Consider the following 26,952-nt stretch of genomic DNA (forward strand, 5'->3'; position numbering starts at 1 on the left):
ATGAGATCTTAAGCTGTGCTGTGGTTTGCACGGATTTTCAGAGCGCGTGGAACTTGAGCAACACAATGACAAAACCGGCCGGATCTTCTTCCGAAGGCAGCACAACACTTTGGCAGGCTATCTGTGCCAGCAAACGAGGACTGGACCCGGCCCTGACAATCCCGGAACGGTTGGTGTTTCCGGATTCCTGGGCCGGACATCTGCCGTTTGCTGCCTGGATTATGGCGGTGTCCGAACCGCGCCGCTTTGTTGAACTCGGTGTTCACACCGGCAATTCTTACTGCACCTTTGCACAATCAGTTATGAAGTATCAGTTGAACACCGAGTGTTTCGGCATTGATCACTGGTTCGGCGACGAGCAAGCCGGTCTTTATGGGGAAGATGTTTATGCGGATCTGAAATCCTGGCACGATCCGAGGTTCGGCCATTTCTCGCGTCTTCTACGTATGAGCTTTGCTGACGGCTTGGCCCATATTGACGACAGCAGTGTCGATCTCCTGCACATTGATGGTCTGCATACCTATGAAGCCGTGCGCGAAGATTTCGAGACCTACCTGCCGAAGATGAGCGACCGTTGTATCGTTCTTTTCCACGATACCAATGTGTACCGCGAAGATTTTGGGGTCTGGCAGTATTTCCAGGAAATCAAGGCCAAATGCCCGACTTTCGAATTCCTGCATTCCAATGGCCTTGGCGTGGCGTACACCGGCAGCCAGCCATTGGAAAAGCTTGATCCGCTGCTCGCGTTGTTGTTCAGCAGTGCCAATGATGACGACACTGTCGCAACGGTGCGGGGTTACTTCTCGCTTTTGGGCGATGCCCATATCCGTGCCATCCGCCTGGATGACAAGCAGCGCTGGGGCGAGGACATCCTCGACCGGCTGCATGAGACCAATCTTCAATTGGGTGCCATGACTCGGGACCGGGATGCTCTGTTGCAGGAGCAACAAGGTTTGAAGCCAAAGGCTCTGAAGTGGGACCGGCTCGCTATCAACACCGGCGGTTCAATCAGTCTTGATCTCCAGGAAATCAACGACGCGTTGAACTTGCTTTACAATGCCGGTAATCCGCAGGCGCTTCAGGATCGCGCCATCCTCAAACGCCAGTTTGCCAACCTCATACAGTCCGGCACCATCAACGCAAATTACAAGGAGCTTGCGCTCCGGGCGGGCAAGCGCCTTCAGTCAAAGATCTTCGGAAAACTGGTCGGGGTGCCGAACATCGAAACTGATCCGGCGATCGAAGCGATACGCGTCAGCGGGCTGTTTGATGAGACCTTCTATGCGCTGACAGATCAGGCAATATCCGCAGGGCAAGATCCACTCGAACATTATTTGCAGACTGGGGAAGATCAGCGTCAGGCCCCCTCTCTGTTCTTTGATCCAGACTATTATGCCCGTCGCAATCCGGATGTTGCCAAAACTGGATTCGGACTCCTTCGTCATTTTGTCCTGTATGGCCAGGCAGAAGGCCGCAACTGTGTGGCACCTGCAAAACGGATGACACTCCCGGCTGTGCCGAACACGGGAAGAGCCCGGATATTGCTGCTCATCGAACCAGAGCTTTCAGCGGCAGAAATGGATTTTGCGCTTAACCTTGTGAAAGAATTGAACGCGGTGAAAGACGTCATCGTTTTGCTTCAGCCAGACGACAAACAGGCAAAGACTTTCACAAATAATGAAGTTACGGTCGTCGAGCTTCCTAAAGAGGAGGACATGCAAGCTGTGGACCGGAACGAGGTTCTGGCGCGTATTGTCACGGAGTTCCATCCTGAGTTTGCGATTGTCTCATCTTTGAAAAGCCGGATAAATGTCCGAGGACTGGCAGCAGCTGGTCTGGGTGTTGTGCAGCTCGTTGATCAATTCTCATCTTCTGTTCGTCCGTTCGGAAGTGCATATGAATTCTTGCCTTGGGCGCACCGGCTTGTATTCCCATCCAAAACCGTAGCCGCGTCTTTTGAGGTCGAGCATCCTTATCTGTCGCGCCGCCAGAAGGACATTCTCGCCCTTCCGGCTCTTGAAAACCCGGATGGGCAGCAACCGGCTGCAGAACCCGCGTTGCAAGCCCGCATCCGTGCAGGGACGGAAAGCAATGATTTTATTGTCATTGGTTCTGGTGATCTTGAGCTTCAATCTGGAATTGAAACATTCCTGGCTTTAGCCGTGAAGGCAGGTACGACCACGCCGGGAGGACGACAGCTGAAGTTCGTCTGGCTCACGGACAGGCCGGCCGATGTCGGAAGTGCTTATTCTGCAATGGTTGCAGAGCAAATCCGGAGAGGTGGACTTGAAGACCGTTGCCGGATCGTAAGCGCAGGCACAGCAATTGAAACGGGTATAAAGCTGGCCGATGCTTTCGTCCTGACAGCCCCGATCGATGCGATGTCGAGAATAGCGGTCTCCGCCGCGCGTGCTGGCAAACCCGTACTTTGTTTTGAAAGCGGCAGCAGTATTGCGGATGTATTGTCTTCTGAACCAACGACTGCAGGTCTTGTCTCGCCGTATCTTGATCTCGACGCGCTAATCGCATCAATGCATCGCCTTGCCGATGACACAGATATCTATGAGTCTACTTCAAGAAGCTGCAAGGATCTGGCGCAGAGCCATTTGGATTTAGGCGCATACGCCGAAAAACTCATCCAGATCGGCGTGCAAGCAATGCAAGATGCTGAACTGATCGACAAAGATTATCAGCTGATCCGCGGCGCAGAGCCTCCTGCATTTAGGGACGATGTTTTTGGCGGTAGCAATTCCGCAGACAAATATCCTCAGGATTTTTTGCATACGTATCTCTTGCGGTCCCGCGTTTCCCGGGCTGTCGGGGCAAAGTTTATACCGACCGATCTGCGAAGACCTCTCGTCGGGTTTAATCCACTGATCTACTTCGAAGACCAAATGGGCCCTGACAACCCTCGAGATCCTCTGGCAGACTGGCTTGAGAACGGTAAGAAAAGCGGCCGCTGGACCCATAACGTTATTTCGCTTCCGGGGAAAAAACCCGAACCGGCGGAACTTAAAACCCTGTTGCATGGGCATTTTTATTATGTCGATCTGATTGATGATTTTCTGGATCGGCTTCAGAAGAACGCCAGCAAGGTCGATGTTGTCATTACGGTGCCTGATGAGCAGCGGGCAGATTACTCAATGCAGGCTTTGTCGAATGCCGACCTGGCCGGAACGGTCTCGGTAGAGGTAGTGCGGAATGCCGGGCGGGATATTGGCCCGTTCCTGAGCGGGCTCGACCAAAATCTTTTGCAACAATACGATGTAATCGGTCATGTCCACGGCAAGAAATCCCCGCATGTGGACGCGGCCATGGGAGATACATGGCGCAACTTTCTTTGGGAACATCTTATCGGTGGGCAAAATGCGGCGGCGGATGCCTGTCTTGCGGCCTTTCAAGCCGATCCAGAACTTGGTTTGGTGTTCCCTGAAGATCCGCATCTGGTCGGCTGGGACAAGAACTTTGAGATTGGTGAAGATCTTGCGAGAAAAATGGGTCGGACTCTGCCATTGCCGAATTCCTTTGAATGGCCCGTGGGAACGATGTTTTGGGCCCGCCGCGATGCGCTGAAGCCGTTGTTTGATCTTCGCCTCCGCTGGGAGGATTACCCGCTTGAGCCGTTGCCGGAAGACGGTACGCTCTTGCATGCCATCGAACGTGTCATGCCGTTTGCTGTTGAACAGGCAGGATTTGGTTACGCCACAACCCATTTGCCTGAGGTTCAGCGATGAGTGTGCACCTGATCCTCGGCGGGTGCGGGTTTATCGGCCGCCACGTTGCGCTGGCCTTGCACCAGCGCGGAGATACCGTGATCCTTGCTGATGTCGTCGAACCGTCAGACGACATGCGCACGGTGTTGCCGGCCGAATTCCGCAAGGTGGGTGAGAGCCCGGTCGACTGGATGAGGCTGGTCGACGGTGTCGATGCGATTCACCATTACGCCTGGACGACGATTCCGGCGACAGCGGATGCCGATCCGGTTACGGATCTTGATGCGAACCTACGTGAGATGGTTTCCCTTTTGGAAATCCTGCGTGCCCGCAAGGCGGCCGGGATCAATACCAAGGTGATCTTTTCCTCGTCCGGCGGAACGGTCTACGGACCGATCACCCGCACGCCAGTGGATGAAGAGCATCCGTTCAATCCGACCAACGCCTACGGCGCGTCGAAAGCGGCTGCGGAGATCTATCTTGGTTATTACCGCAAGTCGCATGATGTCGACTGCCGGATCGCGCGGATCTCAAATCCTTATGGTGCAGGCCAGAACCCGGCAAAACGCCAGGGCGCGGCCAGCACGTTTATCTTTCAGGCGCTCGATGGAAAGCCGATTTCCATCTGGGGCGATGGCAGCGTGGTGCGCGATTACATCCATATCGCGGATCTGGCCGCCGCCATGGTTGCTCTGACCGATGCACCGGAAGATGCAATCTCAGCAGCAGGCCAACCGGTGTTCAACATAGGCAGCGGGGCAGGCGTCTCCTTGAATGAGATCCTGGACGTCCTGCGCAATGACCTGGACCTGGAGCCTATCGTGACCTATCAGGACGGCCGCAGTTTCGACATTCCGGTCAGCGTCCTTGATATCTCAAAAGCACGGTCTGTTCTGAATTGGCAACCTAGCCTGACGTTCCCTGAAGGATATGCGCGCATGCTGTCTGATCTGCGCCAGTCTTCCACCCTATTTTCGACCCTGCTGGACCCAGCTGATCAATGACGAAATCCACCTCTGCCACTCCCTTGGTTTCGGTTGTGATGCCGGTCTACAATCACGCGCATTATGTGGCCGAAGCCTTGATGTCGATTGTGAAGCAGGATTGGCGTCCCCTGGAAATCATCGTCATTGACGATGGCTCGAAGGATGACAGCCTTGATGTTTTGAAACGGACGGTCGACGGGCTGGAGACCGAAGATGGCCTCACAATCCATATGAGCGGCCGGGAGAACAAGGGCGCCCATTACACAATCAATGAAGGGCTTGCGAAAGCCACGGGTGAGTATCTCGCGATCCTGAATTCGGACGACTATTTCCTCCCCGGCCGGATTCGCCGGTGTGTCGAAACGGCCATGGCACACAAGGCTAGGTTTGTCTGCACGTATGTGGACCCAATCGACGATGACGGGAAGCCCTTGCCGGCCGATCACCGTTGGCGGCATTGGTATTCCGACCTGAAAATGCAGGAGCTGGACCAAGCGCCGAACATCTCGTCACTGCTGTTGCGTTACAACATAGGTGTGTCGACCGGAAACTTTGTTTTTCACCGCTCGTTGATGGAAGACATCGGTGTTTTTGAGAATTACCGTTATGCGCACGATCTCGATTTTATGCTACGGGCGAGCGCGGTAGAAGAACCGGTGCTGATCCGTGACAGGCTCTATGCGTACCGGGTCCATGCCACAAATACGATCGGCGAAAGCGACGATCTGATCACGAACGAAGTTGCGAATATTATTTGGAAATACCTGAAAAGCGCTGCTGAAAACCCGCCGGCTAATCCGATAGCTCCGGCTATTGACCGCGATTGTTATTCACTTGCCGTCGTACCCTGGCCGCCGCACCTAGAAAAGGCAGTGGCAAGCCTGATGTACGATCCGGACATCTTAAATGCGAAGAGGGCTTCTGACAGTTCCGGTGCTGCAGCTCCTTTGTTGTCCCGGTCTCCGGGTGCAGAGCGAAAGAAACCTGTCCTAACCTTGATCAGCCATGAGCTCAGCCGGACCGGTGCTCCCGTACTTCTGAGGGACGTTGCCTCCGCACTTCATCGGATGGGAGCAGCAACCAAGGTAATCAGCCTCGGTGATGGTCCACTGATCGATGACTACGCCAAAATGAACAGTCCGGTCGTGACCGACGGACGGTTGTCCCGATTGCTGCGCCGGGCCGGCAATTTTCTTCAGCGGCTGTCAAACGATCCGCGAATTCCGAGCTTCATGAAACCTCTACTGTCGCTGTCCTCGCGTGTGGCTGGGGGTACTGGTGCCCGGCTCCGGTTGTGGCGCTACAGGTCCAAAATTTCCGGCAAGGGCCCACTCTTGATCAATTCTTTCGCCAGCTGGCCGTTGGCGCTGCCGCTTCTTGAAAAATGGTCCGGCCCGGCCTTCTGGTACATTCACGAAACCTATGAACCTTCGCTTGTTATGCGGTCTGGCAAAATGCTGGCGCGGTTGGAAGCGCGGTCCAAGGCGGGCAATCTGACGTTCCTTTTCGGCTCGGACGCAACACGCCAGAAATGGGCGGACGAGGGTTATGACGGCGAAGTCTTTTATTGGAGCGGCTTCGACAAGACATGCGGCCGCCCCGATGGGTTTGCCGAAACAGATGCTGCCGGCGGCAAGCCGGTGATCTTGTCGGTCCAGTCGACGGGCCCGCGCAAGGGCACCCGTAGCCTGATTGAAGCCTTTGCGCTTGGCCGGAAAAACGGCTGGATCCCCTTGGACGCGGAACTTCACATCATCGGGGCGCATTCGCCGGCGATGAATGCGCTGAGCCGGGATCTGCTGGTTCGCGTGCTTCAGGACGACCTGCGCGGCAGTGTTCAGTTGATCCCGAACCTGCCGCCGGATGAGCTGGCGGCGCACTATGCAGGTGCCTCAGTCTATGTGCAGTCTTCGACTATGGAATGTCTGCCGCTTGCACTGTTGAACGCCATGGCCTTTGGCATGCCGATCGTCTCCACCGATGCGGATGGGTGCCGGGAAGCGATCCTGGATGGCAAGACGGGGCGTCTTGTGCCGCCGCGCCAGCCGGAAATGCTGGCGGATGCCCTGGGCCAGCTGCTGACGGACAGACAGCTGGCCGGTCAATACGGACAGGCAGCCCGGGTCTTGTTCGATGACAAGTTTGCGCTGGAGGTCACTGCCGAAAAACTCATGCAGCGAATTACCGGGGCGGCGGCTTAAAGCCGCGTCGAACGTTGCTAGGGACCCGCCCGTCTGATGATCGCCGCTGCAGCACTTGGATTTGCACATGAGCATGATCCGCAAGCTTTCCCGCAAGACCGTCTACAAGAACCGGTGGATGCAGGTTCACGTGGACGCGGTGCGGTTTCCGGATGGATCGGACGGCATCTATGGCGTTGTCGACAAGCCGGATTTCGCGCTGATCATCCCTCGGCATGACGATGGCCGGTTTCAGCTTGTTGAGCAATACCGCTACCCGGTTGGCGGCCGGTATTGGGAGTTTCCGCAAGGATCCTGGGAGAGCGTACAGAGCGCGGATCTTGAACAGGTGGCGCTTGGCGAATTGGAAGAGGAAACCGGTTTCAAGGCCACGTCCCTGACGAAGCTTGGCCATCTCTTCGAAGCCTATGGCTTTTCCAATCAGGGATTTGACGTCTATCTCGCCGAAGGGCTGACGCTCGGCGAGGCCAGCCGCGAGAATACCGAGCAGGATATGGAAACGGCTGCATTCACCCGCGCAGAGATCACCAACATGATCCGCTCAGGCGACATCAAGGACGCCCCAACGGTCGCCGCGCTTGGTCTCTTCAGCTTGTCTGAACAATCCGGAGCATAAGCCCGTTCCGGTTGGGGCGCCTTTCGAGTGGCTCACTCAAGCGGCGTATCGCGGCTGGCCAGGCCTTGTGACCTGCCGCGGCCAATCCGGCCCATGGCCTGCATTCCTACCAGCCTGCCTCTCCGGCCCTGAGCGTGGGCCGTATCATGTTCCAAGCTTTGGGCGGCCGCTTTGCGGCGCCCGGGATGATGAGCTGCAAAAAGGGGCGAGAGCCATCTATTCACAGCCATTGCTCCTGCGAAAACTACGAATATTCCGTTAAGTAAATTCGTGATCCAAAGCACAGAATAATACCGGTATTCGTGTACTCTCCTATTGTATTCCAAACATAGGAGGAGAAAATGCCGAACACAAATACACCAACAGACGAAGACGATTATGTATCCGGCACAAAAGGTGCAGATGTTCTGACGGGTGGGGCAGGTAAAGACCAGTTCTCATTCCACACAGACTACCCGAACGACTTCAATAGAGAGACGCTCGATGATGGTGACCGGATCACCGATTACGAGTTCGAAGAAGAGATCGACATCACGGGTGTGCGGCTCGGACCGAGAAACGTCACGCTTGAATATGACGCCACCAACAATCAGACGCGGCTTAAGCTTGACCTCGACAAAGACGGGACTGTTGACCGCACGATCATTCTTGATGGAGACAAGCGCGGCCAGCTTCAGGTCGATGCCAATTGCTGCACGACCCCGACAACAACGATCAAAATCAAACAGGCCGCACAAACCAGCGTGACATATGTCGAACCGGAGGTGACCGAGGCGACGATGATCGATCTGGAAGACATCGGCTTCCATGAAGGCACGGATGGTCTCGACATCATTTTTGCACTTGCGGGCAATGATGTTGTCTTTGCCGCAGCCGGAGCCGACACGATCATCGGCGGTGATGGCGACGACACGTTGAATGGTGGCGACGGGCCGGATCTGATCGGCGGTGGCCGTGGCAACGACACACTGAATGGCGATGCCGGTGATGACGAGCTTCATGGCGGCATTGGCAACGACACCTTGAACGGCGGTGCGGACAATGACTACCTGGCCGGTGAAGAAGGAGCAGATACGCTGAACGGCGGAACCGGCAACGATACGCTGCGCGGAGGTGCCGATGCCGATACGCTGACGGGTGGTGAAGGCGACGACACTTTCGTGTTCTTGGACGGCGATATCGCCGCTGGTGAAAAGATCACCGACTACGAATACGGCGAGAAAATCGATATCGGCGGCATCTCGAATGCGAACCAAGTCAAGCTGACAGCCAACGGCACCGGGTCGACCCTTGAGATGGACCTGGATAACGACGGAACGTTCGAAACGCAGCTTGGTCTTGATGGCGTAACCGGCGGCACGATCATTGTTCTACCGAATGAAGGCGGCCTGCGGATCTTGAACCAGCAAGCTGGAACCGACGGCCACGACAAACTCTATGACACGGGCCTTGCCTCCTATGTGGTCGGCGGCGCGGGCAACGATATCTACTATGCCCAAGGGTCGGTCAACGATGTCTTTGTCGATGATTGCAACGATCTTATTGCTGTCGGCGACTTCGGTGAACGGGATCTTTTGCGGGATATTGAGTTTGTGAAGTTCGAAGACGGCCTGTTTGCAATTGCGGACTACAGCTGTGATCCAGTCTCGGACACGGGCACTTCGGAAATCTTCCGCTTCTTCAACACCGAAACTGGCACACATTTCTTCACGGCAAGTGCGGAGGAAAAGGACTATGTGATCGCCAACAATGAGGCAATGAGCTTCGAAGGCGCTGTGTTCAGCACCGACGCCAACGCCGACACAGGCATCGCCGTTTACCGGTTCTTCAACACGGACTCAGGCACGCATTTCTACACAGCGAGCGCGGATGAGCGGTTGAACCTTATCGAAAACAGCCCGTCACTCAATTATGAAGGCATTGCCTACTACGCTTTTGCGGAAGACAATGGCTCCAACACCGAGCTGTTCCGGTTCTTCAACACGGAAACCGGCGGGCACGTCTATACCGCAAACCCAGAAGAACGCGAGAGCATTAACACCAATCTCCCGCAGTTCAATGATGAAGGCGTCGCCTACTATGTCGACTTCGTCTGATAGGATTGATTAGACGAACGTTTCCTTAGCCATTCTGGCCTCCGGGCCAGATGGCTGATGATTTTCTTTAATTATGTTTCCTTTTTTCGCCCGAGCGGCAATCACCATTGTCATCTGTTAAGCCGGCCCGACTCTCCTGCATCAATAGCGCAGTTAAGCGTAGTCAAAGGACAAAGCCGTCGCCGCCTTTGCAAGCGGCAACGAGCCGGGCCTAAGCCTTCCTAGAAGCTGTATTCTACGAAGTCCGTATTGCTGAAAGCCTGGATGCCGGCGAGCGAGGTGACTGTGTCGAATGTATACAGTTGATCCCTGTTTGCGGTGGTGCTCCAGTCAGTGTCGTACCACAGTTCGCCTCTGCCGGTCGTCGAGTTGTGGACAAGGACATAGGCTGCGACAGCGGACCCGGTGTTGTTGGTCATGTCGCTCGTCGATTGGGATGTCTGCAGTTCAATCACCGTGTTGGCAGCTCCGCCGCCGATCGTGGTGATGCTCGAGACATTGGTGATGTAGTCCGCAGTGCTGAGGGTCGCACCAGCCTGTGTGGCAGTGGTGTTGCCAAAATCGATCTGGTTCAGGCCGATCTTGTCGGTACCAACGGTAAAGTCGGTGATCCGGTCCACGGAGTTGTTGTAATGCGCGTGTCGGAACTGATCCGCTCCGCCGTTCCCCGTCAAGACGTCGGCACCGCCCAGACCATAGATAATGTCTGCTCCCGAACCGCCCTGGATCGTATCGGCGCTGGCGGAACCGGCGATCCGCAAAACGCCTGTAAAGCTGCTGGCATCTGCATTCACCCCGGACGAGAAGCCGTAGACTTGCTGTCCATTGGCAAGCGACGTGCCGGCTTCTGCATTGATCGTCAATGCGTGTGACCCAGAGATATTTACATTCGCCACGTTGGTGTTTTCGATGCCGTATGAATTGTCGGTTGTCGATGTACCCTTGATCAGGTTCGCGTTTGTTTGGGTTCCCGATTCAAGCGTGCTGCTCAGATTGAGTGTCGAGACATTTGTTTCCAGGCCGATTGCTGACACATCGTTGTTGTTGTTGTTTGCTGTGATCGCCACTTCGCCATTGGTTGCGCTGGTTGCTCTGAGTTCAAGATTTGCAGTCGTGCCAGCCGCATTCCCGGTCAGGCGCAAACCTTCATCTCCGCCATATGTAATATCCGCGGAAATCGCGATTGAATCGCTGCTCTCAATACCCGACATGGTCGCCCGGTTGGTCGTCGCCGCGGTACTGAAGAGGAAGGAATTGATGCTGGTGAAGTTGGATGCTGTAAAGCTCCTCGCTCCACCAATATCTTCCAGTACCTCGAAGTTTGTCGCGGAATTGACCGTCGACGCAGTGAGCGTGTTGATATTCGTCGTCGCCAGAGTATCGGTCCCACCGTTGCCGTTGAGCGTGGTGGCCGAGCTTACAGTGTTGTTCGCAAGCAAAACGCGATCGTTCGCGCTGCCGCCGGTAAACGAGAAACCGGTTTGTGTGGATCCCGACGCATCGATGTTGAGGGCCCCGGTGAAGGTGCTTGCATTGACAGTGGTCAAGCCCGCGAAATTCTGATTCTCGGCCAGCGTAAGTGCGGCGTCACCGGATATGTTGACGGTGGTTAGTGTCATCCCGCCATTTCCGAGTGACACATTGGATTCCGCTGTGGAACTCGTGATGTTGGCAACTTCAAAGGAACTGTCTGTGTTTCCCGAAGCATCCGTGGTGCTGAACGTTGCAGCTTGCGTCGTGGACCCCGCTCCGTTGAGTTCCAGCGTAAACGCATCTGTGGTGCCTGTTCGGGTGCCGCTGAAATGTACCTGCATGAGGCCCAATGTTGTCGTCATGGCAGCGGTCGCACCGCTGTCGACATTGATGAACCGGCTGACGCTACCGCCGGTGCCCGTTGAACTTAAATCCGTAACTGTGGTCTCGCCTTGAATGTTCTGAAAGTTCCAAATGAATGCATTTGCTGACGTAGACTGGTTGGTAACAAAGAAATTCTCGACACCTGTTGATACGGAATCAACAGTATTGCCATCGGTGCTGGTGACCAAAACGGTCATGGAATCTGTACCAGTGTTCCCGGACAAAATATCAGCATTTGAGTAGGTTGTCGCATTTCCGGTCGGATCGTAACGTCCGGTATATGCATCGTCTCCCGTCGTGCCAGATGTATCTTGTGATGGGGAAGCTGCATCAGGTGTGTCGGTGTTCGTGGTTAGTACGATCGTGTTGACGACGGGCTCACCACCCGTAGGGCTGATAAAGTAGGCTTGGCCCTCGTTTGTTGCGTTTAGCGTTGTTGTTAGGATGTTGATTTCTGTTTGGTTCGACGAGTAGACGTGCCCGTTGAGCGCTGGCACGAACAACCTAAACACACCAGAGGTGTATCCGAGTTCGGCACTTTCGCCACGACTGACATACCAAGCGGCATCCAGTTGTTTGACCCAACCTGTTGTCGGCAGAACGGACTGCTCAAAATCATCTGCCGTAAACAAGTACCGGCCAGATTCCGGATTGAACCAACGTTCAACGCCAACCAATCCTGTTGCGGCAGTTGTGATCGCATCAAACGCTTTACCCTCGTTCAGCCAAGTAGGATTCTGTGCTGCAATTGCGGCGCGTTCCGCATCACCGGATGCGAAGTAATGTGATCCGGTTAACGGATTAAAAAAACGATAGATCGCAGTCATGTTGCCCCCAAGAATTCAGTATTTCCGCTTGTGTTTTGAGGAAGTGAGGGCGTCAAAACCACCATTGTTTGAACTAATTAACGTCTGAAGCCCCTAATACATTTCCGGAATTACTTTACGTTAAAAAAAGTAGGGAGTCAGAAAAATTTTCTAAAAATAGATTCAAATTAGGAATCAGATTCAAAATATTGAAAAATGCAAAAAAAAATTTCAAATATTGCGATGCGATAAAATCGTTTTTTATTCAAAGAAAAATGAAAATATTCTGGTGTTTAATCGAACAATATCAGTCTCTTGGGTCAAAATATCGTATTGCAATATTTTTGTGTTCGGTCGGAATATTTCATCTAAATAAAGTCATTATTGACTGAGTTTCTTGATAATACTTTTCATGCGTTTGACAGCAGAAAACGGGGACGGCGTCGCGGAAGTCCTAAGTCGGCAAACTAAGTTTTGGTGCTCGCTGCAATTGTCGGCAGGTGTAGGGAGGCGACGCAGTAATCGGGAAATTTGCGGACTATGCTTGTTTGCGTTCCAGCTTGTCGTTGGTCAGGGTTGGAACGATGGTTGAGAGGTGCGCAACGCTTAAGGGCACATCGCCGTTTGACGCAGCCGCCTGAAGGTCCGTGACCAGGGTGGTGATCGTCTTCAGTTCCATCTGGTTGGCGGTTGCCACGATCACGCCGTCCGCGCCAGAGGGCAGGTTTTCCTCATTGCTCTCAAACAGCTCCTCGAACAGCTTTTCGCCAGGCCGAAGGCCCGTAAAGGCAAGGTCGATGTCCTTCTCCGGCTTCAGGCCTGCGAGCGAGATCAGGATCTTGGCAAGATCGGTGATCTTGACCGGTTCGCCCATGTCGAGGACATAGATCCGGCCGCGCTGGTTGGAATTGTCGACGCTGAAGGCGGCCGCCTGCAGGACCAGCTCGGAGGCTTCCGGGATGGTCATGAAGTAGCGGCGCATGTCCGGGTGCGTGATGGTCACCGGCCCGCCCGCTTCAATCTGCTGGCGGAAGAGCGGAATGACGGAGCCGTTGGATCCCAGAACATTGCCAAAGCGCACGGTGATGAAGCGGGTGCAGGTGCCGGACACATCGAGCGCCTGACAGTAGACTTCCGCGGCCCGTTTGGTCGCCCCCATGATGCTGGTTGGCTTGACGGCCTTGTCCGTGGAAATCAGGACGAACCCTTCCGACTTCGCAGCAACGGCGGCATCTGCGACGTTCCGGGTGCCGATGATGTTGGTCTGGATGGCTTCCAGCGGATTGTCTTCGACCAGCGGCACGTGTTTCAGCGCAGCGGCGTGGAAGATGATGGCTGGTTTCTCAAACTGGATGACGTCAAAGATCCGCTGGCGGTCGCGGACATCGGCGATCACAGCGCTGCGTGAGAGCTCGGGCGCCCTGCCCTGCACTTCCTGATCGATCTTGTAGAGCGCGAATTCGGAGTTCTCCAGGAGCACGAGCCGGGCGGGATTGTATTTCAGGATCTGGCGGACGACCTCGGACCCGATGCTGCCGCCGGCGCCGGTCACCAGAATGGTGCGCCCGCTGATCAGGTCGCTCATCCGGCTGGTGTCGAGCTTGACTGGCGGACGGCCAAGCAGATCGTCGATGGTAAGTTCGGAAAAATCCGGTTCGCTGAGATCAAGCGGCCTTGGCGTGGCGCGCTTCACCGGGATGCCGAGATCTGCGGCGGATTGTGTCAGAGCCTTGGTGAAATCGGCCGGTGGCCGGGGTGTGACGGACAGGATTGCCTCAACAGGCGTACCCGAGCGCTCCAGCCGCTTGGCGAGATCGGAAAGCTCATCGACGTTGCCGAGGATCGGAATGCCGCGGATGCTGTGTCCGCTCTTGGCGGAATTGGCACAAATCAGACCGTGGACCTTGTAAAGGCCCGAGCGCTCCAGCTGGTGCGTGCGGATCGCCTGCTCCGCATCGCGCACATGACCGGCGAGGAGAACATGCTTGATGCCCTCCGGCGGTTTGCCGAGACCACCAAGACGTCCAAGCCCGCCATCCTTGTGGGCCCGGTAGGCAAGACGCGGAGCGCCAATCAGTACCACCATGACAAACCAGGTGATGACCGGCACGGACCGCGGCAGGGCTTCCAGACGGGTGATCAAAAAGAGCACCAGAACGAAGATCACGATGCTGATCAGCGAGGCGACAACAATTGCTCTGAGATCGGCGAGCGAGGCGAAGCGCCAGAGCCCCCGGCCGAGGCCCATGAACTTGAAAACGATTGCCGAGATGGCGACGAAAATTGCAATCCATGCGGCGACTGTCGGCGCTGGTGGCAAATAGTCGATGCCGTATCGCGCAACGAGAGCGGCAAACAGCGCCAGTCCAGACATGAACGCGTCATGGAGAATGGCAATCAGTCTTTTGTTCAAAAAGTTCATGCTGTTTGTACGCAACTCAACGTGGATACTCCTGCGTCGGCTAACACCATACCGGAAAGAATGCAATTTGCCTTGGTGTGGCCCGCATATTTTGCTAATCAGAACGGGCTTTCCGGTTTTACGGATTACCTGGCGCGATTAATCAAAGTTTGAAACCGGATAGATGAACGTTTCCAGATATTTAAACCTCAATACCGTTGTTGTGACAATCTTCGCAACACCGTTTTTGATGGTTCTATCGCGCAACATTGCTACGCCCATTTTTGTTTTGGTCGCCGCGTTTTTGCTGCTGAGCGCGGCGAATGATCGGGGTCTCAAAGCGGTGCTGCAGTCCGGCATAAGCACAGGCCGAAGCCCGGCCGCGCTCCTGTTTGGAGTTCTTGTGGTCTTCATGGGCCTGTCGGTTGGTTGGTCGACATCGGTTGAACGGAGCCTCGAGACAACGGTGCATTTTGCCGGAAATCTGGCACTTTTTGGTCTCTGTGTTGCTGCGCTCACAGTCTGTGCGTCCGCTCTATTGATCAGGTCCATACTTTTTCCCCTTGCGATCATCGGGACGGCTTTGTTTGTCGTTTCTGAAGTCATTTTCGGAACGCCTGTGCGCGCCCTCGTCGGGGCTTCTCCGGAAGTTTTCCGCATGAACCGTGCGGCCGTCGCGCTGGTCCTGATGCTACCGTTTGTGCTTTACGCACTGCCCCAGGCGAAAAAGGCGCCGGGTTTGCGGTTGGCAGCGCTGCTGACCGTCGGCGTGGCAGCTTTCATGTCGGACAGTGAGACGGCAAAATTGGCGTTCATCGCCGCAATTCTGCTGCTGCCAGTGTTTGTTTTCCTGAAAGACAAGGGCATCTGGTTTCTTGGGATTTTGACGCTCGGCACATTCATCCTGATGCCGGTGATCTCGCCGCATGTGATGTCGCTGATCCCGGATGTTCTGGCAAGCCGCCTCCCCTATGGCTCCGTCGGGATCCGGGCGGACATCTGGACCGCGTTTTCCAGCCTGATCAGCAACCAATTCTTCCTTGGCCACGGCGTCGATGCCAGCTATATGGCGGCGGTCGATTACAAGGACCTGGATATTGCAGCGCCGTTTTTGGGCTGGGGCCACCCGCACAATTTTGCAATCCAGGTCTGGTATGAGCTTGGGGTGATCGGTGTGGGGCTCTTTGCGGCGCTGATCTTTCTGTTTTTCCGCGCGCTCCGCGCCGTGCCCGTGGATCTGCTCCCCGCTGTACTCTCCACCGTTGCGGCGGTCTGGACAGTTGCGCTGGTGAGCCACGGCGCTTGGCAGGCCTGGTGGTGGTGTCTGGTGGGCCTGGTCAGCGTCTTGTGGCTGATCGAGCTGAAGTGCAGGCACGGGGGTGAAGCGCCCGAGAGCGATACCTGATCGACGGCAGCATAATGAATATGACTGCGGGAGCGCTGAACGGGCCCGCGGACTTGTAGGTGGCCGGAAGGGCGTTAAAGTGAAGTATGTGATCACCGGGGCATCCGGTTTTGTCGGCCGCCAGCTCCTGAAACGTTTGACGGCCAAAGGGCATCAGGTCGTTGCCATCGGACGCACACCGCCGAGCGTAAACACTTTAGATCCGCAAGTCAGTTTTGCCGGCTATGACGACTTGCCGGCGGTTGCTTCTGGGGCGGACTGCTTTTTGAACCTTGCAGCGGTCAACAACGATGCTGATGCGAGCGAAGAAAGCTTTTTCAAGGTCAATGCCGAGCTTCCACAACAGCTCGCCGCGCAAGCCAAGGCCGCTGACGTGCGGGTCTTTGTCAATTTCTCCAGCTTTCACGCCCTTTCAGACGGACCGGAGACCCCGTATGCCCGCAGCAAACGGGCGGGCGCTGACGCGCTTGAGCAGACAGCGGATGTGAAAGCGCTCAATCTTTACCTCCCAGCCGTCTATGGTGACGATTTCGCCGGCAAGCTTGCGGTCTTGAAGAAACTGCCGGGTTTTTTGCGCACAGCCGGGTTCGCGGTCGTCTCGGCTCTCGCGCCGGTGGTTCATGTCGACCGGATTGCGGCGTTTGTGGGTAAGGACCTCACAACGTTTGCCTCTGATGAGCCGGTCTTGCTGTCGGACAACAAGGACGACAACCTGGTCTACCGGTTTGGCCACAAGCTGATCGACATCGGTTTTGCGCTGGCCGTCATCCTCATTTTCTGGTGGCTCTTGCTGATCGTCTGGGTTCTGGTCAAAACCGGCTCGGCCGGTCCGGGTATTTTTGCCCAGGAGCGGGTTGGAAAGGGCGGCAAGGTTTTCACCTGCTACAAGTTCCGGACCATGGGCAAGGACACGCGCCAGGCCGGAACCCATGAGATTTCAGAAAGCGCGGTGACCCCGATCGGTGCGTTCCTGCGCAAGACCAAGATTGACGAACTCCCGCAGGTCTGGAACATCCTCAAAGGGGAACTCAGTCTGGTGGGCCCCCGCCCCTGTCTTCCCGTTCAGGAAGAACTTATCGCAGAACGCACCAAGCGAGGTGTGCTGGACATCCTGCCGGGAATCACGGGATTCGCGCAGATCCAGGGCGTTGATATGAGCCATCCGGTATGTCTTGCGCGAAAAGACGCCGAATATATTGCCCGCCGCGGACTGATATTTGACCTCAAAATCATCCTGGGGACTTTCATCGGCAAGGGCCAGGGTGACCGGACCGCAAAAAGCAATTGATTTCAATTCTCTAACGGCGATTCTACTGTTGGAAAAGGGCATTGAAACAGCGCGGAAGACACTGTGAAGTTCCTCGCGAAGGGTTACTTGGCAGATCTTACGAGGACCTCCCACGCTTTGCGTTAATCTCTTGTTAACCTTAAAAAACTTGACGTTAACAACGTTCCCCGGCTTTATCTACGCCAACGGTTCCTGAATTGACGGTTTTGCCGTAACTGGGGATCGTGGGCGCTGACAACAGTCCATGGCGTTGATCGCCGTTGCCGCATTTTGCGAATCTGCCGATACTGCGCAAAATTGACGGCTCAAGACTGTGAGGAGCACAAACGCGCAGCGGTAATCTGCGCAAGCCCCCTCCCCGCCCGGTCGTGATCCGGACAGTTTCCGGATCGATGAAGAGATGATTTTGGGCCAAGGCAGGATGCTGCGGCCAGGAGGAAAATGGAAAACCGGCTGCAGCAGTCATCCCACGGCCATGCGCTAAGGGCACAACCAGTCGAACATTTCCGTTTTTCGATAAAGCCGGCTCGCCCGGGTTTAAGGCAAGGATTGACAACACGATGATGGCTGCCGACCAACAAATTGCGCAAGACGCCGAACAGTTGTCTGTTCAGCTCGGGGAGCTGCGTGCCCGCCTCTTCCCGCCGTCGAGCTTGAAAGTAATGCGCTCGTTCACCTCAGGTGAGGCTGCAAAGCTGATCGGTGTCTCCGATGGGTATCTGCGCCAGTTGGCTCTGTCCGGCGATGGCCCCTCCCCGGCAACGGATGACCGCGGCCGCCGCAGCTACACACTTGCCGACATCAACGCCCTTAGAAGCCATCTCGCCAGCCAGCATGAGCCGGGCAGCACGAAGGCGCGCAGCTATGTCCGCCACCGGGATTCGGAGCGCGGCGAACACTGCCAGGTGATTGCGGTCACCAACTTCAAGGGTGGCAGCGGCAAGACCACGACCTCAACGCATCTTGCCCAGTATCTTGCCATTCGTGGCTACCGGGTTCTGGCGGTGGATCTTGACCCGCAGGCCTCCCTCTCCTCCCTGTTCGGCTATCAGCCGGAACTGGATCTCACCGGCAACGATACGATCTATGGGGCAATCCGTTATGATGCGGAGCGCGTGCCGCTCGAGCAGATCATCCGCAAGACCTATGTCGACGGGCTGGATCTGGTGCCGGGCAATCTGGAGCTCCAGGAGTTCGAACACACGACACCGCAGTATCTGGCAAACCGGCCGGCCGGCTCCGACCCGCAGGAGCTGTTCTTTGCCCGGGTCCAGACGGCGCTGAAGTCTGTCGAAGACAATTACGACGTTGTGGTGCTCGACTGCCCGCCGCAGCTTGGCTACCTCACCCTCGGCGCTTTGTGTGCGGCGAGTTCCGTGATCGTCACCGTGCACCCGCAAATGCTCGATGTGGCCTCCATGAGCCAGTTCCTGTTCATGACATCGGATCTCCTCTCCGTTGTCCGGGAAGCCGGCGGCACGCTCAATTTCGATTTCCTGCGCTATCTGGTCACCCGCTATGAGCCGCAGGACGGCCCACAGACCCAGATAGCAGGGTTCTTGCGTGCGCAATTTGGCGACCGGGTTCTGACCGCTCCCATGGTAAAGTCGACGGCGATTTCCGATGCGGGGCTGACAAAACAGACGCTGTACGAGGTTGGCCGGGAGAACTTCACCCGCGCCACCTATGACCGGGCGATGGAGTCGTTGACAGCTGTCAACTCCGAGATCGAAACCCTGATGCTCACAGCCTGGGGCCGTGCGGAGGCAGGGAAATGAACGTTTCTGAAAAACTTATCCACGGTCACCGGGGCGGCCTTACACTGAGGCTGCTTGATCCAATTCGTCCGGAGACACTGTGGCCATGACCAAACGCAAGGACCGCCTCAAAGCCCTGTTTGCTGGTGAGCCGGAAACCGCACCGGCGGAGAGTGCGGCTGCGCCCGCTCCGGTACAGCCGCAAGAAGCCCGGCATGAGAAGAAGGCGGTGCCTGCCGCCCCTGCCCCCGCTCCCAAGAGCGATCCTGTCAGCGAGCGCCCACGCTCGGCCTCCGGCGCTGTGAAAGCCATGGGGCTGTCGCTCGGGCAAATGGCGCAGGAGCTGAAAGAACAGTCTGGCGAGCGGGTGGTGACACTCGATCCGTCGCACATTGAGCCGTCGCCCGTCGCCGATCGTTTGACCGTAGAAGCCCACCTTGATGCGGGATTTGCGGAACTGAAAGCCAGCCTTGAAAGCCGGGGTCAACAGGTTCCGGTTCTTGTGCGCCGTCATTCCGATGCCGCCAAGCGCGCGGACGGCTGGTACCAGGCCGCATATGGCCACCGGCGGATCCGAGCTGCCAAGGAACTCGGTATCAATGTCCTGGCAATCGTCCGGGACCTTGATGATGATGCCCTGATCCTGGCGCAAGGCAAAGAGAACGCCGAGCGGCGGGATCTGTCCTTCATTGAGCGCGCTTTCTTCGCCCGCTCGCTGATCGATCATGGATTTGAGCGCTCCCTTGTTCAGGACGCGCTCGGAGTCCACAAAACGGAAATGACCCGGCTCTTGCAGGTCGCCGACAAGGTTCCCTACCCGATCGCCAAGGCTGTTGGGCCGGCGCCCAAGGCCGGCCGCCCACGCTGGCACCAGCTTGCCGAGATGTTCGACGGCGAGGCTGCAGAAGTCATTGCCCGTGACGAAATCACTTCTGAGGTGTTTCTGGCCTGTGATTCCGATCAGCGGTTCCAGCGCCTGTTCACACGGCTTGGAAAACGGAAATCGAAGCCGGTCCAAAAACAGACGATCAAAAGCCGGTCCGGCAAGCCGATCGCCGACATCAAGGGCTCGACCATCCAGCTCGCCAAGGCGGCCCCGGATGGCTTCGCGCACTATCTCGCCAAACAGCTACCGGATCTTTTGGCGGCGTTCGAGGCGGACAAGAACAAGGAGCTGCCGGACGGCTGAATTTAAGGCCGGTTGACAGCTGTCAACTTTCAGAAAGCGGAACTGCCGCGCTGAAGGATTTGGAAACAAGGAAGGGAAGGAAACAAGGCAAGAAAAAAGGCCCCCAAAGCAAATTGCTCCGGAAGCCCTCTTTGTATGTAGCAATCTGAGAGAATCACTTCCGCCCAAAATTGTCAAGACTTGAGACCCTGTTTTGCGACCGGGAACGCCTTTTCATTGCCTTTTTGAAGGTGATGGACATGACGGATCGTATTGCAACGACGCCTTTTGGCGGCGGACCCTTTTCTATTGCCTTGTTCAAGGCACATGAGAAACTTGATGCCGACCGCGCAGCTCTCAAAATTTCCGGCAACCGGACCGGCAAAACGGACAAATGGCAGTTCCTGCGCGCCCTGACAGAAGCTCGCGACGTCTATGGCCTGTCTGACCGGGCGATCACGGTTCTGGAGGCTCTCCTGAGCTTTCATCCGGAAAAGGAACTGGATGGGTCCGAAGACATCATCGTCTTTCCATCGAATGCCGAACTTTCCTTGCGCACCCGGGGCATGTCCGCGCCGACCCTGCGCCGGCATATCGCAACGTTGGTCAAAACGGGTCTTCTGCTGCGCAAAGACAGCGCGAATGGCAAGCGTTTCGCCCGCAAAGGGCCGGGCGGTGAGGTGCGTGATGCCTTTGGCTTTAACCTAGCCCCAGCCGCTCTGATGGCCCCTGAAGTCTTCGAGCACGCCGAGGCAGCACGTGCCCATGCTGCGGAAGTCCGAAAGGTCAGGGCGGAGATCACGCTGCATCTCCGGGACATTTCAAAGATGATCGAAGCCGCTTTCGAGGACGGGCAGGGCTCGCGCAGCCCAGCACTCTGGCTGGGCTTTACCGAAGAGCTCAAAGGGCTCTCCGGCCGCGTTGCGCGTCACAGCGCTCTCGGCGATCACAAGCAGCGCTGTGACGGTCTGGTGCGCTTACGGGCCCGCGTTGAAAGCGCGTTCGTGGCTGGAATGGACGAGGCGGATTTGCGCGAAAGAGACTGCGAAGAAGCATCTGCACAAACCGGGGATATCTCTCATTTAAAATCAAGAATGAGCGGCAACGACGCTCGTAATGAGCGCCACATTCAGAATTCAAACAAAGACGACTCATTTGAACATTACTCAGAAAAAAATGAAACGGATGATCGTGCAGCCGACATCAGCCAACGGCAAGACCTTAATCATGGTAGACCGGAAGCCGGGCAGGGGTACTATCAAGAGACCGAAGCGCATGAAATCCGGGGAAGCGCCAAGGGAGATCCCGAGCAAGTCTCCCTCGGAGATATGAAGCGGGCATGTCCATCGTTTGCCGATTATGCGCTCGAAGGTCTGGGTAACTGGTCCGATGCCAGAAAAGCAGCCGAGTTGATCCGGCCAATGCTCGGGATTTCGAAAGACGCCTGGCTGCGGGCGCAGCAGCATATGGGTCCGGCCGGGGCAATCGTGACGATGGCGTATCTGGTGGAACGGGCGGAGGAGATCAAATCCGCTGGCGGATATCTGCGTGTTCTCAGCGAGAAGGCGGAAGCCGGGAAATTCCGGCTCCGGCCAATGCTGGACTCTCTCATGAACCGGTGAGGGCAGGGGCGGCCAAGTGAGAGTTGACAGCTGTCAACAAACGAGCGGGTTCGGGTCCCTTTGGCGCATAAGGTACTGTGGTCAGTTTAGAAAATCAGATCCGGGGTTTGGGTGCCGGCTCGACACCGGAATCGCCGGTGTTTGGAACGCCCTTAGGCTCAATGAGCAAGACCTTGGTTTCTTCTTCGGCGCGCGGCCGGTGGACAACGCCTTTCGGCACAATGAAGAGCTCCCCGGCTTTCACCACATGCGGGTCCTGGCCTTCGATGTCCATGACCATCTCACCCTCAAGGACGAGGAAAAAGTCGTCGGTGTCCTCATGCTGGTGAAAGGGAAACTCTCCCTTGAACTTCACCACCATCACATCGTTGCTGTTGTAATCTGCGACAACGTGCGGATCCCAATGAGTGGCAAACATGGAGAGCTTGTCGGAGAGATTGATGGGTTTCATATCGGTCCGTCCTGTGAACTGCCAAGAAGGGCAGGGGCTATCTGTCTTCAACGCGCCCACGGTACTTCAATCCATCCGGACCTGTCTTGAACGTTTGTGCGGGGATTGCGGGGTTAATCTGGATGTCAGGCATGTTCTACTGTGTCCCACATCCCCGGGTTCAAGGCGGGGAATTCAGGAATGTCGATCGCTCCCACCAATTCCACGAACCACAGAGGCGAGTTGACAGCTGTCAACTTTGAAATTGCCTTGAAAAAGGGCCGACATACGTGGTAATGTGCATTTGTGCACAAATTAACAAATGGTAGTTTCCATGTCAGTGCAAAATACCTCCAAACTTGTCTCCGGCAGTGCCGAAACCGCGTTCTTGTCTGCCCGGGTGCCGGTGCCGCTGAAAAACCGGTTCAAGGCGCTGGCCGCGGAGCGCGGGGCCAAGGTGCAGGATTTGCTTCAGCAGATCGTCCAGGATTACGTGGAAGACCAGTCAGCCGGCTCGCTCGCAGCGACCGATGTCATTGCCCGGTTGAGGGGCGTGCGCGGGGACCTGGAAGGGCAGGGGATCGGCCATCTCTATCTGTTCGGCTCTCTCGCCCGGGGCGAGGCTGAGGCCGGCAGCGACATCGACTTGAGTTACGAACCGAAAGAAGGCGCGCAATTGTCTCTGTTTGATCTTGCGCGTTTGAAGGATGTTCTGGAGACCGCGCTCGACATGCCTGGCCGGGTGGATCTGGCGCCGCGCGCCCGTCTTGCTCCGCATGTGGCCGAGGCTGCTGCCAACGATGAACTCCGGATTTTCTGAAGCGCCATGCGTGATGCTCGCCACCGGCTGGAAGACATCCAGCGCGCCATTCTCGACATTCGCACGTTTGTCGCGGACCTCGATCAGGCAGCCTTCCTGAAAACGCCTCTGGAGGACCGCAAGACGTTCCGCGCCGTGACGGCCTGCCTTCAGGAAATCGGCGAGGCTGTGAAGGCGTTGCCGCCCGAAGTCACAACCCGCCATCCGGATATTCCCTGGCGGCTGATTGCCGGAATGCGCGATCACATCGCCCATGAGTACTTCCGCGTCGACGCAGATATCATCTGGGCAACGATCGAAAGCGGCGAATTGGAAGCGCTTTTGGACGCGGTTAGTGACGAACTGAAGTGACCGCTGACCGGTCACGGAACATGCTCAGAAGCCAATCCGAAGCACACAAAAGTGTGGCCTTAGGAGTCGATCCCATAACGCTGAAGGATCCGGGCATGGGTGCCGTCGTCGACCATCGTGTCAAACACCGATTGCAGGAGATCGACGAGGTCATCGGGCGTTTGGTGGTGAAGCGCGAGATAGAGTTCGCCGCGGTCGAGTTCATAGACGGTTTCATACTCATCCAGGGCGACATCACGGGTTTGCAACGCCCAACGGGTCACTCTGGTTTCATAGGAGATCGCATCTACACGGCCGGCGATGAGCTTGCGGAAATTCTGATCGTTTGACAGCACCGCTTCGATCCGGTCGTCCGGAACACCCTTTGCCTGCAAAAGCAACTGCCCGATATCGTCCTTGACCACCCCGATCCGCAAGTCTGCCAGTTCCTGAACGGTCTGGATCTTCAGATTTCTGCTCTTTTTGGCAATCAGCCCCACGACTGTCGGAACAAAGGGTCCGACCCATTTGAACAGGCTTTCACGGTCCGGTGTGCGGGTCGTCGAGAAGAGGGCATGCCCGGACCGCTGGAGGGTGAGATTGTAGCCGCGCGCCCATGGCAGGAGGGAGATGTCGGATCGGCTGTGACCGGAGGCTGTCCGGTTGAAGATCTCTTCCATGATCTCAACGCTGAGCCCCATGAGCTCGCCCCCCACTTGGTAATTGTAGGGGGGGTACTCTTCCGTCATCACCTTGAGGCCACCAAGGTCGGAACTTGCCCGGGACAAGCGGAGCGAGGGCAGGGGCGCCAACACAGCCATGCCTGCCAGAACGGTCCGTCTTGTCACTGCCTTCATCTGTTGCCCCTTGTCGGTGACATGGTTTTCAGTACGGCCGGGCTTCCAGCTCTTTCAGGTCCGGCAAGGCGTATCTGCTTGACCGGCTTTTCAAAGGCCCGTTAAGCCAAACATCAAGCGGCTTGGCCTCTCCAAAGAGGAAACCCTGACCAAACTTTACATTCCGTTGTGTCAAGCTGCCAAGTTGTTCTTCGGTTTCGATGCCCTCGGCAATCACGGTCAGATCAAGCTTCTCCGCCAGGCCGACAATGGCTTCAACAAGTGGCGCGGTCTTGCCGGACGCATCTTTGTTGGAGATATCTCCAAGCCCTTGAACAAACGACCGGTCGATCTTGACCGTATCAACATGCAGGCGGTTCATGTAGCTGAGCGATGAAAAACCGGTCCCAAAATCATCGAGTGCCAGTGCACATCCGAGTTTCCGGATGTCCTCGATCAGCCCGTCCAGATCGGCGCTGTTCTGCATCAAGGTTGTTTCGGTGATTTCGAGTACCAAGCGGTCGCCTACCAGATCATGTTGCGCTAGGTACCGGGCCAAAGTGTCCGGCAGTTCCCGTCTGAACTGGGCCGCCGACAGGTTGAGCGTCACATAGGCGTCGTGCCAATCAGGTTGCTGCTCAAGCTCTTTGAGTGCCCGCATGCCGAGCCGCAAGACCCGGTCGCCGATTTCCAGAATGCTGCCGGTCTGTTCTGCAACCGTGATGTACTCTCGAGGCGGCAAGATGCCCATGTCCGGGTGCACGAGCCGCAAAAGGCCCTCGAACCCGACGATGCTCCGCTCGTTGAGATGAACGATGGGCTGGTAGTAAAGCTCAAACCAATCATGTTTCAGAGCCTCGGAAATGAGCTCCTTGACTTCCAATTGGCGTGCGGCTTCCTGGCCGAACTGGACATCAAAGACACAATGTCCGTTCCGTCCGCTGCCCTTTTGGCGGTACATGGCGACGTCGGAGGTTTGCAACAGATCGTCCGCCGTATCCGCATTTTCCGGATAATAGGATATCCCGATACTGGCAGAAATCTGCAGTTGGCGACCGGAAAGGCTGATCGGTTGCTTCAGGACCTGGTTGATACGTGTTGCAAGGTCGACAGCGCGCGCGCGCACATCGCCACCGGACAGCAAGATGGCGAACTCATCGCCGCCAAATCGGCCGAAACAATCATCCGTTTTCAAGAGCTTGGACACTCTTTGTGTGACCAGCTTTAGCACCTGGTCACCGGCAAAGTGACCGAGATTGTCATTGACCCATTTGAAGTTATCGAGATCAAAGAACAGAACGGAGATCTCATGGTCCGCATCGGCTGCGTCGATCGCCTCGTTCATCCGGTGCGTGAAGCCGTGCCGGTTCAGCAAACCGGTCAGGAAATCCGTTCGCGCCTGATGGAGGATCTTCGCTTCTGCGGCTTTCAATTGACAGATGTCGGCCATGACGGAGAGCGACTGCCGGCCGGTCGAACTCTTGTCGAAATCTCGGATTTCGGTGATCAGAACATCCAGCGGCGATCCGTCGGCCCTGATGAAAACCGAGGTGATTTCAAAAGACATGTGCTCTGCTGAGAAGAGCCGCTTGCGGCTGTCGAGATATTCCTCGGTGCAATCGGGCTGAAGAAACTCTCTAAACTTGCGGCCTATAACGGCTTCCCGCGCGTACCCCGTGGCGCTCAGCCAATAATCGGAGACGTTCAGGATCCGGTCTTCATGGTCAATGGAGTAAAGCATCACCGGCGTGTTGTGATACAGGAACGCCAGGCGCTTGTTTGCCTTCAACAGCTTGGCTTCGTCCTTGTCGAGGCTGTCCTGCATCTCGTTAAAGGCTTCGGTGACGCTGCCGAATTCATCTGATGAGGACCAATCCACCCGTTTGCGGGTTCCCGACCGATGCGTTGTCTCGATGGCCTCATTCAGCCGGCTTAAGGGTCGGTTGATCATGACGCGGTTGGCAAGCAGGGCAACGATAAGAACAGAAATTGTCGAAACAACAAACAAAATGGCAGGGTAGGCAACCTGTTCGATGGCGGCACTCCGCAGGCGTTCCGACATGAACCAGACGTTCAGTGTGCCGACATTGTAGTCGTTCTCATCAATGACGTGGATAATGTCCTTTGAGAACAGGGTTCCGCCTTCTTGCAAGGCCGGGTTGCTGTCATCGGCGTTTGAAAAGAACGCGAGCCGGTTGTTGGTATCATCCAGAACTTCAATGCTGAAAATGTCTGGCTCAGTGGCGATGGCCGCCGTCCATTTTTTCAGATTTTCGTCGTCGAAATCCCAGATCAGCTTGCTGAGGACTTTGCTGTTGACGTCAACGAGAACCTGCTGTTTCGCGACCATTTCACGTTCAAGGGTGTCTTTGGTGACAACAAAAAACAACAGCAAAAGCGGGCCGTTCACGGCAATCAACGTTGCGAGCATAATGACGAGAAATTTTCGCTGCGTTGATCCCCAGATGTACCCGAGCATTTTCGAAATAGATCCCTGTTTCGATCTAGGAAGCCATCAACTCCTTAAAATACTAGAGCACAATGGGCTATGTATTTGAATAACTTATTAATGCCCCGGGTAACTTCAAGCCGAGTTGATTTAGAGTTGAAGGGTGGCTTG

The 26,952-nt window shown here is 56.1% G+C and carries 17 protein-coding genes; 12 read left to right on the plus strand and 5 right to left on the minus strand.

The genetic code is table 11. The features are described 5' to 3' along the window. The first annotated feature begins 65 nt into the window (after positions 1–65). The 5 genes from ACVDG4_RS23475 to ACVDG4_RS23495 all read left to right on the plus strand — a co-directional run bounded on the left by ACVDG4_RS23475 (position 66) and on the right by ACVDG4_RS23495 (position 9,612). Positions 66–3,734 (plus strand): rhamnan synthesis F family protein, encoded by a 3,669-nt coding sequence (locus ACVDG4_RS23475; RefSeq protein ID WP_447236875.1) that lies wholly within the window; start codon positions 66–68, stop codon positions 3,732–3,734. Then, positions 3,731–4,717 carry an NAD-dependent epimerase/dehydratase family protein gene (locus ACVDG4_RS23480; protein ID WP_447236876.1) on the plus strand — a complete coding sequence of 329 codons (987 nt, stop codon included), beginning with the start codon at positions 3,731–3,733 and terminating at the stop codon, positions 4,715–4,717. Before ACVDG4_RS23475 ends, ACVDG4_RS23480 begins: the two co-directional genes overlap by 4 nt. Continuing rightward, positions 4,714–6,900: a glycosyltransferase gene (locus ACVDG4_RS23485; protein ID WP_447236877.1), complete on the plus strand. Its 2,187-nt coding sequence runs from the start codon at positions 4,714–4,716 to the stop codon at positions 6,898–6,900. Before ACVDG4_RS23480 ends, ACVDG4_RS23485 begins: the two co-directional genes overlap by 4 nt. Before the next feature lie 67 nt (positions 6,901–6,967). Continuing rightward, positions 6,968–7,516: an NUDIX domain-containing protein gene (locus ACVDG4_RS23490; RefSeq protein WP_447236878.1), complete on the plus strand. Its 549-nt coding sequence runs from the start codon at positions 6,968–6,970 to the stop codon at positions 7,514–7,516. A 341-nt stretch (positions 7,517–7,857) separates the two neighbouring features. Then, complete coding sequence (locus ACVDG4_RS23495; RefSeq protein WP_447236879.1) at positions 7,858–9,612, plus strand: hypothetical protein; 1,755 nt, start codon at positions 7,858–7,860, stop codon at positions 9,610–9,612. A gap of 221 nt (positions 9,613–9,833) precedes the next feature. Here the strand turns inward: ACVDG4_RS23495 and ACVDG4_RS23500 are convergent, their stop codons facing one another. Together ACVDG4_RS23500 and ACVDG4_RS23505 are read right to left on the minus strand one after the other, a co-directional pair. Further along, positions 9,834–12,296 (minus strand): hypothetical protein, encoded by a 2,463-nt coding sequence (locus ACVDG4_RS23500; protein ID WP_447236880.1) that lies wholly within the window; start codon positions 12,294–12,296, stop codon positions 9,834–9,836. A 517-nt stretch (positions 12,297–12,813) separates the two neighbouring features. Then, positions 12,814–14,697 (minus strand): nucleoside-diphosphate sugar epimerase/dehydratase, encoded by a 1,884-nt coding sequence (locus ACVDG4_RS23505; RefSeq protein WP_447236881.1) that lies wholly within the window; start codon positions 14,695–14,697, stop codon positions 12,814–12,816. Between the two features lie 163 nt (positions 14,698–14,860). Here ACVDG4_RS23505 and ACVDG4_RS23510 point away from each other — a divergent pair, with 163 nt between their 5' ends. The 5 genes from ACVDG4_RS23510 to repC all read left to right on the plus strand — a co-directional run bounded on the left by ACVDG4_RS23510 (position 14,861) and on the right by repC (position 21,916). Continuing rightward, a complete protein-coding gene (locus tag ACVDG4_RS23510; protein WP_447236882.1) occupies positions 14,861–16,081 on the plus strand; it encodes an O-antigen ligase family protein in 1,221 nt (406 codons plus the stop codon). A 79-nt stretch (positions 16,082–16,160) separates the two neighbouring features. Then, positions 16,161–17,369: a sugar transferase gene (locus ACVDG4_RS23515; protein ID WP_447236883.1), complete on the plus strand. Its 1,209-nt coding sequence runs from the start codon at positions 16,161–16,163 to the stop codon at positions 17,367–17,369. Between the two features lie 563 nt (positions 17,370–17,932). Next, positions 17,933–19,147, plus strand: a complete 1,215-nt coding sequence (gene repA / locus ACVDG4_RS23520; protein ID WP_447236897.1) for a plasmid partitioning protein RepA — start codon at positions 17,933–17,935, stop codon at positions 19,145–19,147. Between the two features lie 85 nt (positions 19,148–19,232). Beyond that, positions 19,233–20,315, plus strand: a complete 1,083-nt coding sequence (gene repB, locus ACVDG4_RS23525; protein WP_447236884.1) for a plasmid partitioning protein RepB — start codon at positions 19,233–19,235, stop codon at positions 20,313–20,315. 239 nt (positions 20,316–20,554) lie between these two features. Beyond that, positions 20,555–21,916: a plasmid replication protein RepC gene (gene repC, locus ACVDG4_RS23530; RefSeq protein ID WP_447236885.1), complete on the plus strand. Its 1,362-nt coding sequence runs from the start codon at positions 20,555–20,557 to the stop codon at positions 21,914–21,916. A 94-nt stretch (positions 21,917–22,010) separates the two neighbouring features. On the opposite strand, the gene ACVDG4_RS23535 is transcribed toward repC, so the two are convergent. Next, a complete protein-coding gene (locus tag ACVDG4_RS23535) occupies positions 22,011–22,367 on the minus strand; it encodes a cupin domain-containing protein (RefSeq protein WP_447236886.1) in 357 nt (118 codons plus the stop codon). A 313-nt stretch (positions 22,368–22,680) separates the two neighbouring features. Between ACVDG4_RS23535 and ACVDG4_RS23540 the strand changes: the two genes are divergently transcribed. Continuing rightward, a complete protein-coding gene (locus ACVDG4_RS23540; protein WP_447236887.1) occupies positions 22,681–23,166 on the plus strand; it encodes a nucleotidyltransferase family protein in 486 nt (161 codons plus the stop codon). Positions 23,167–23,172: 6 nt separating this feature from the next. Then, entirely contained in the window at positions 23,173–23,517 is a 345-nt protein-coding gene (locus tag ACVDG4_RS23545) for a HepT-like ribonuclease domain-containing protein (RefSeq protein ID WP_447236888.1), read from the plus strand. Between the two features lie 59 nt (positions 23,518–23,576). On the opposite strand, the gene ACVDG4_RS23550 is transcribed toward ACVDG4_RS23545, so the two are convergent. Together ACVDG4_RS23550 and ACVDG4_RS23555 are read right to left on the minus strand one after the other, a co-directional pair. Then, on the minus strand, positions 23,577–24,353 hold the full coding sequence (locus tag ACVDG4_RS23550; protein WP_420340767.1) for a substrate-binding periplasmic protein: 777 nt from the start codon (positions 24,351–24,353) through the stop codon (positions 23,577–23,579). A gap of 28 nt (positions 24,354–24,381) precedes the next feature. Further along, positions 24,382–26,811: an EAL domain-containing protein gene (locus ACVDG4_RS23555; protein WP_447236889.1), complete on the minus strand. Its 2,430-nt coding sequence runs from the start codon at positions 26,809–26,811 to the stop codon at positions 24,382–24,384. Positions 26,812–26,952 lie beyond the last annotated feature (141 nt).

The organism is Roseibium sp. MB-4 (genome assembly GCF_053005265.1).

What these genes read in the sequence shown, in the direction of transcription:
- ACVDG4_RS23475 (WP_447236875.1), top strand. Translation starts at nt 66, where the DNA reads ATGACAAAACCGGCCGGATCTTCTTCCGAAGGCAGCACAACACTTTGG.
- ACVDG4_RS23480 (WP_447236876.1), top strand. Translation starts at nt 3,731, where the DNA reads ATGAGTGTGCACCTGATCCTCGGCGGGTGCGGGTTTATCGGCCGCCAC.
- ACVDG4_RS23485 (WP_447236877.1), top strand. Translation starts at nt 4,714, where the DNA reads ATGACGAAATCCACCTCTGCCACTCCCTTGGTTTCGGTTGTGATGCCG.
- ACVDG4_RS23490 (WP_447236878.1), top strand. Translation starts at nt 6,968, where the DNA reads ATGAGCATGATCCGCAAGCTTTCCCGCAAGACCGTCTACAAGAACCGG.
- ACVDG4_RS23495 (WP_447236879.1), top strand. Translation starts at nt 7,858, where the DNA reads ATGCCGAACACAAATACACCAACAGACGAAGACGATTATGTATCCGGC.
- ACVDG4_RS23500 (WP_447236880.1), bottom strand. Translation starts at nt 12,296, where the DNA reads ATGACTGCGATCTATCGTTTTTTTAATCCGTTAACCGGATCACATTAC.
- ACVDG4_RS23505 (WP_447236881.1), bottom strand. Translation starts at nt 14,697, where the DNA reads ATGAACTTTTTGAACAAAAGACTGATTGCCATTCTCCATGACGCGTTC.
- ACVDG4_RS23510 (WP_447236882.1), top strand. Translation starts at nt 14,861, where the DNA reads ATGAACGTTTCCAGATATTTAAACCTCAATACCGTTGTTGTGACAATC.
- repA (WP_447236897.1), top strand. Translation starts at nt 17,933, where the DNA reads ATGGCTGCCGACCAACAAATTGCGCAAGACGCCGAACAGTTGTCTGTT.
- repB (WP_447236884.1), top strand. Translation starts at nt 19,233, where the DNA reads ATGACCAAACGCAAGGACCGCCTCAAAGCCCTGTTTGCTGGTGAGCCG.
- repC (WP_447236885.1), top strand. Translation starts at nt 20,555, where the DNA reads ATGACGGATCGTATTGCAACGACGCCTTTTGGCGGCGGACCCTTTTCT.
- ACVDG4_RS23535 (WP_447236886.1), bottom strand. Translation starts at nt 22,367, where the DNA reads ATGAAACCCATCAATCTCTCCGACAAGCTCTCCATGTTTGCCACTCAT.
- ACVDG4_RS23540 (WP_447236887.1), top strand. Translation starts at nt 22,681, where the DNA reads ATGTCAGTGCAAAATACCTCCAAACTTGTCTCCGGCAGTGCCGAAACC.
- ACVDG4_RS23545 (WP_447236888.1), top strand. Translation starts at nt 23,173, where the DNA reads ATGCGTGATGCTCGCCACCGGCTGGAAGACATCCAGCGCGCCATTCTC.
- ACVDG4_RS23550 (WP_420340767.1), bottom strand. Translation starts at nt 24,353, where the DNA reads ATGAAGGCAGTGACAAGACGGACCGTTCTGGCAGGCATGGCTGTGTTG.
- ACVDG4_RS23555 (WP_447236889.1), bottom strand. Translation starts at nt 26,811, where the DNA reads ATGCTCGGGTACATCTGGGGATCAACGCAGCGAAAATTTCTCGTCATT.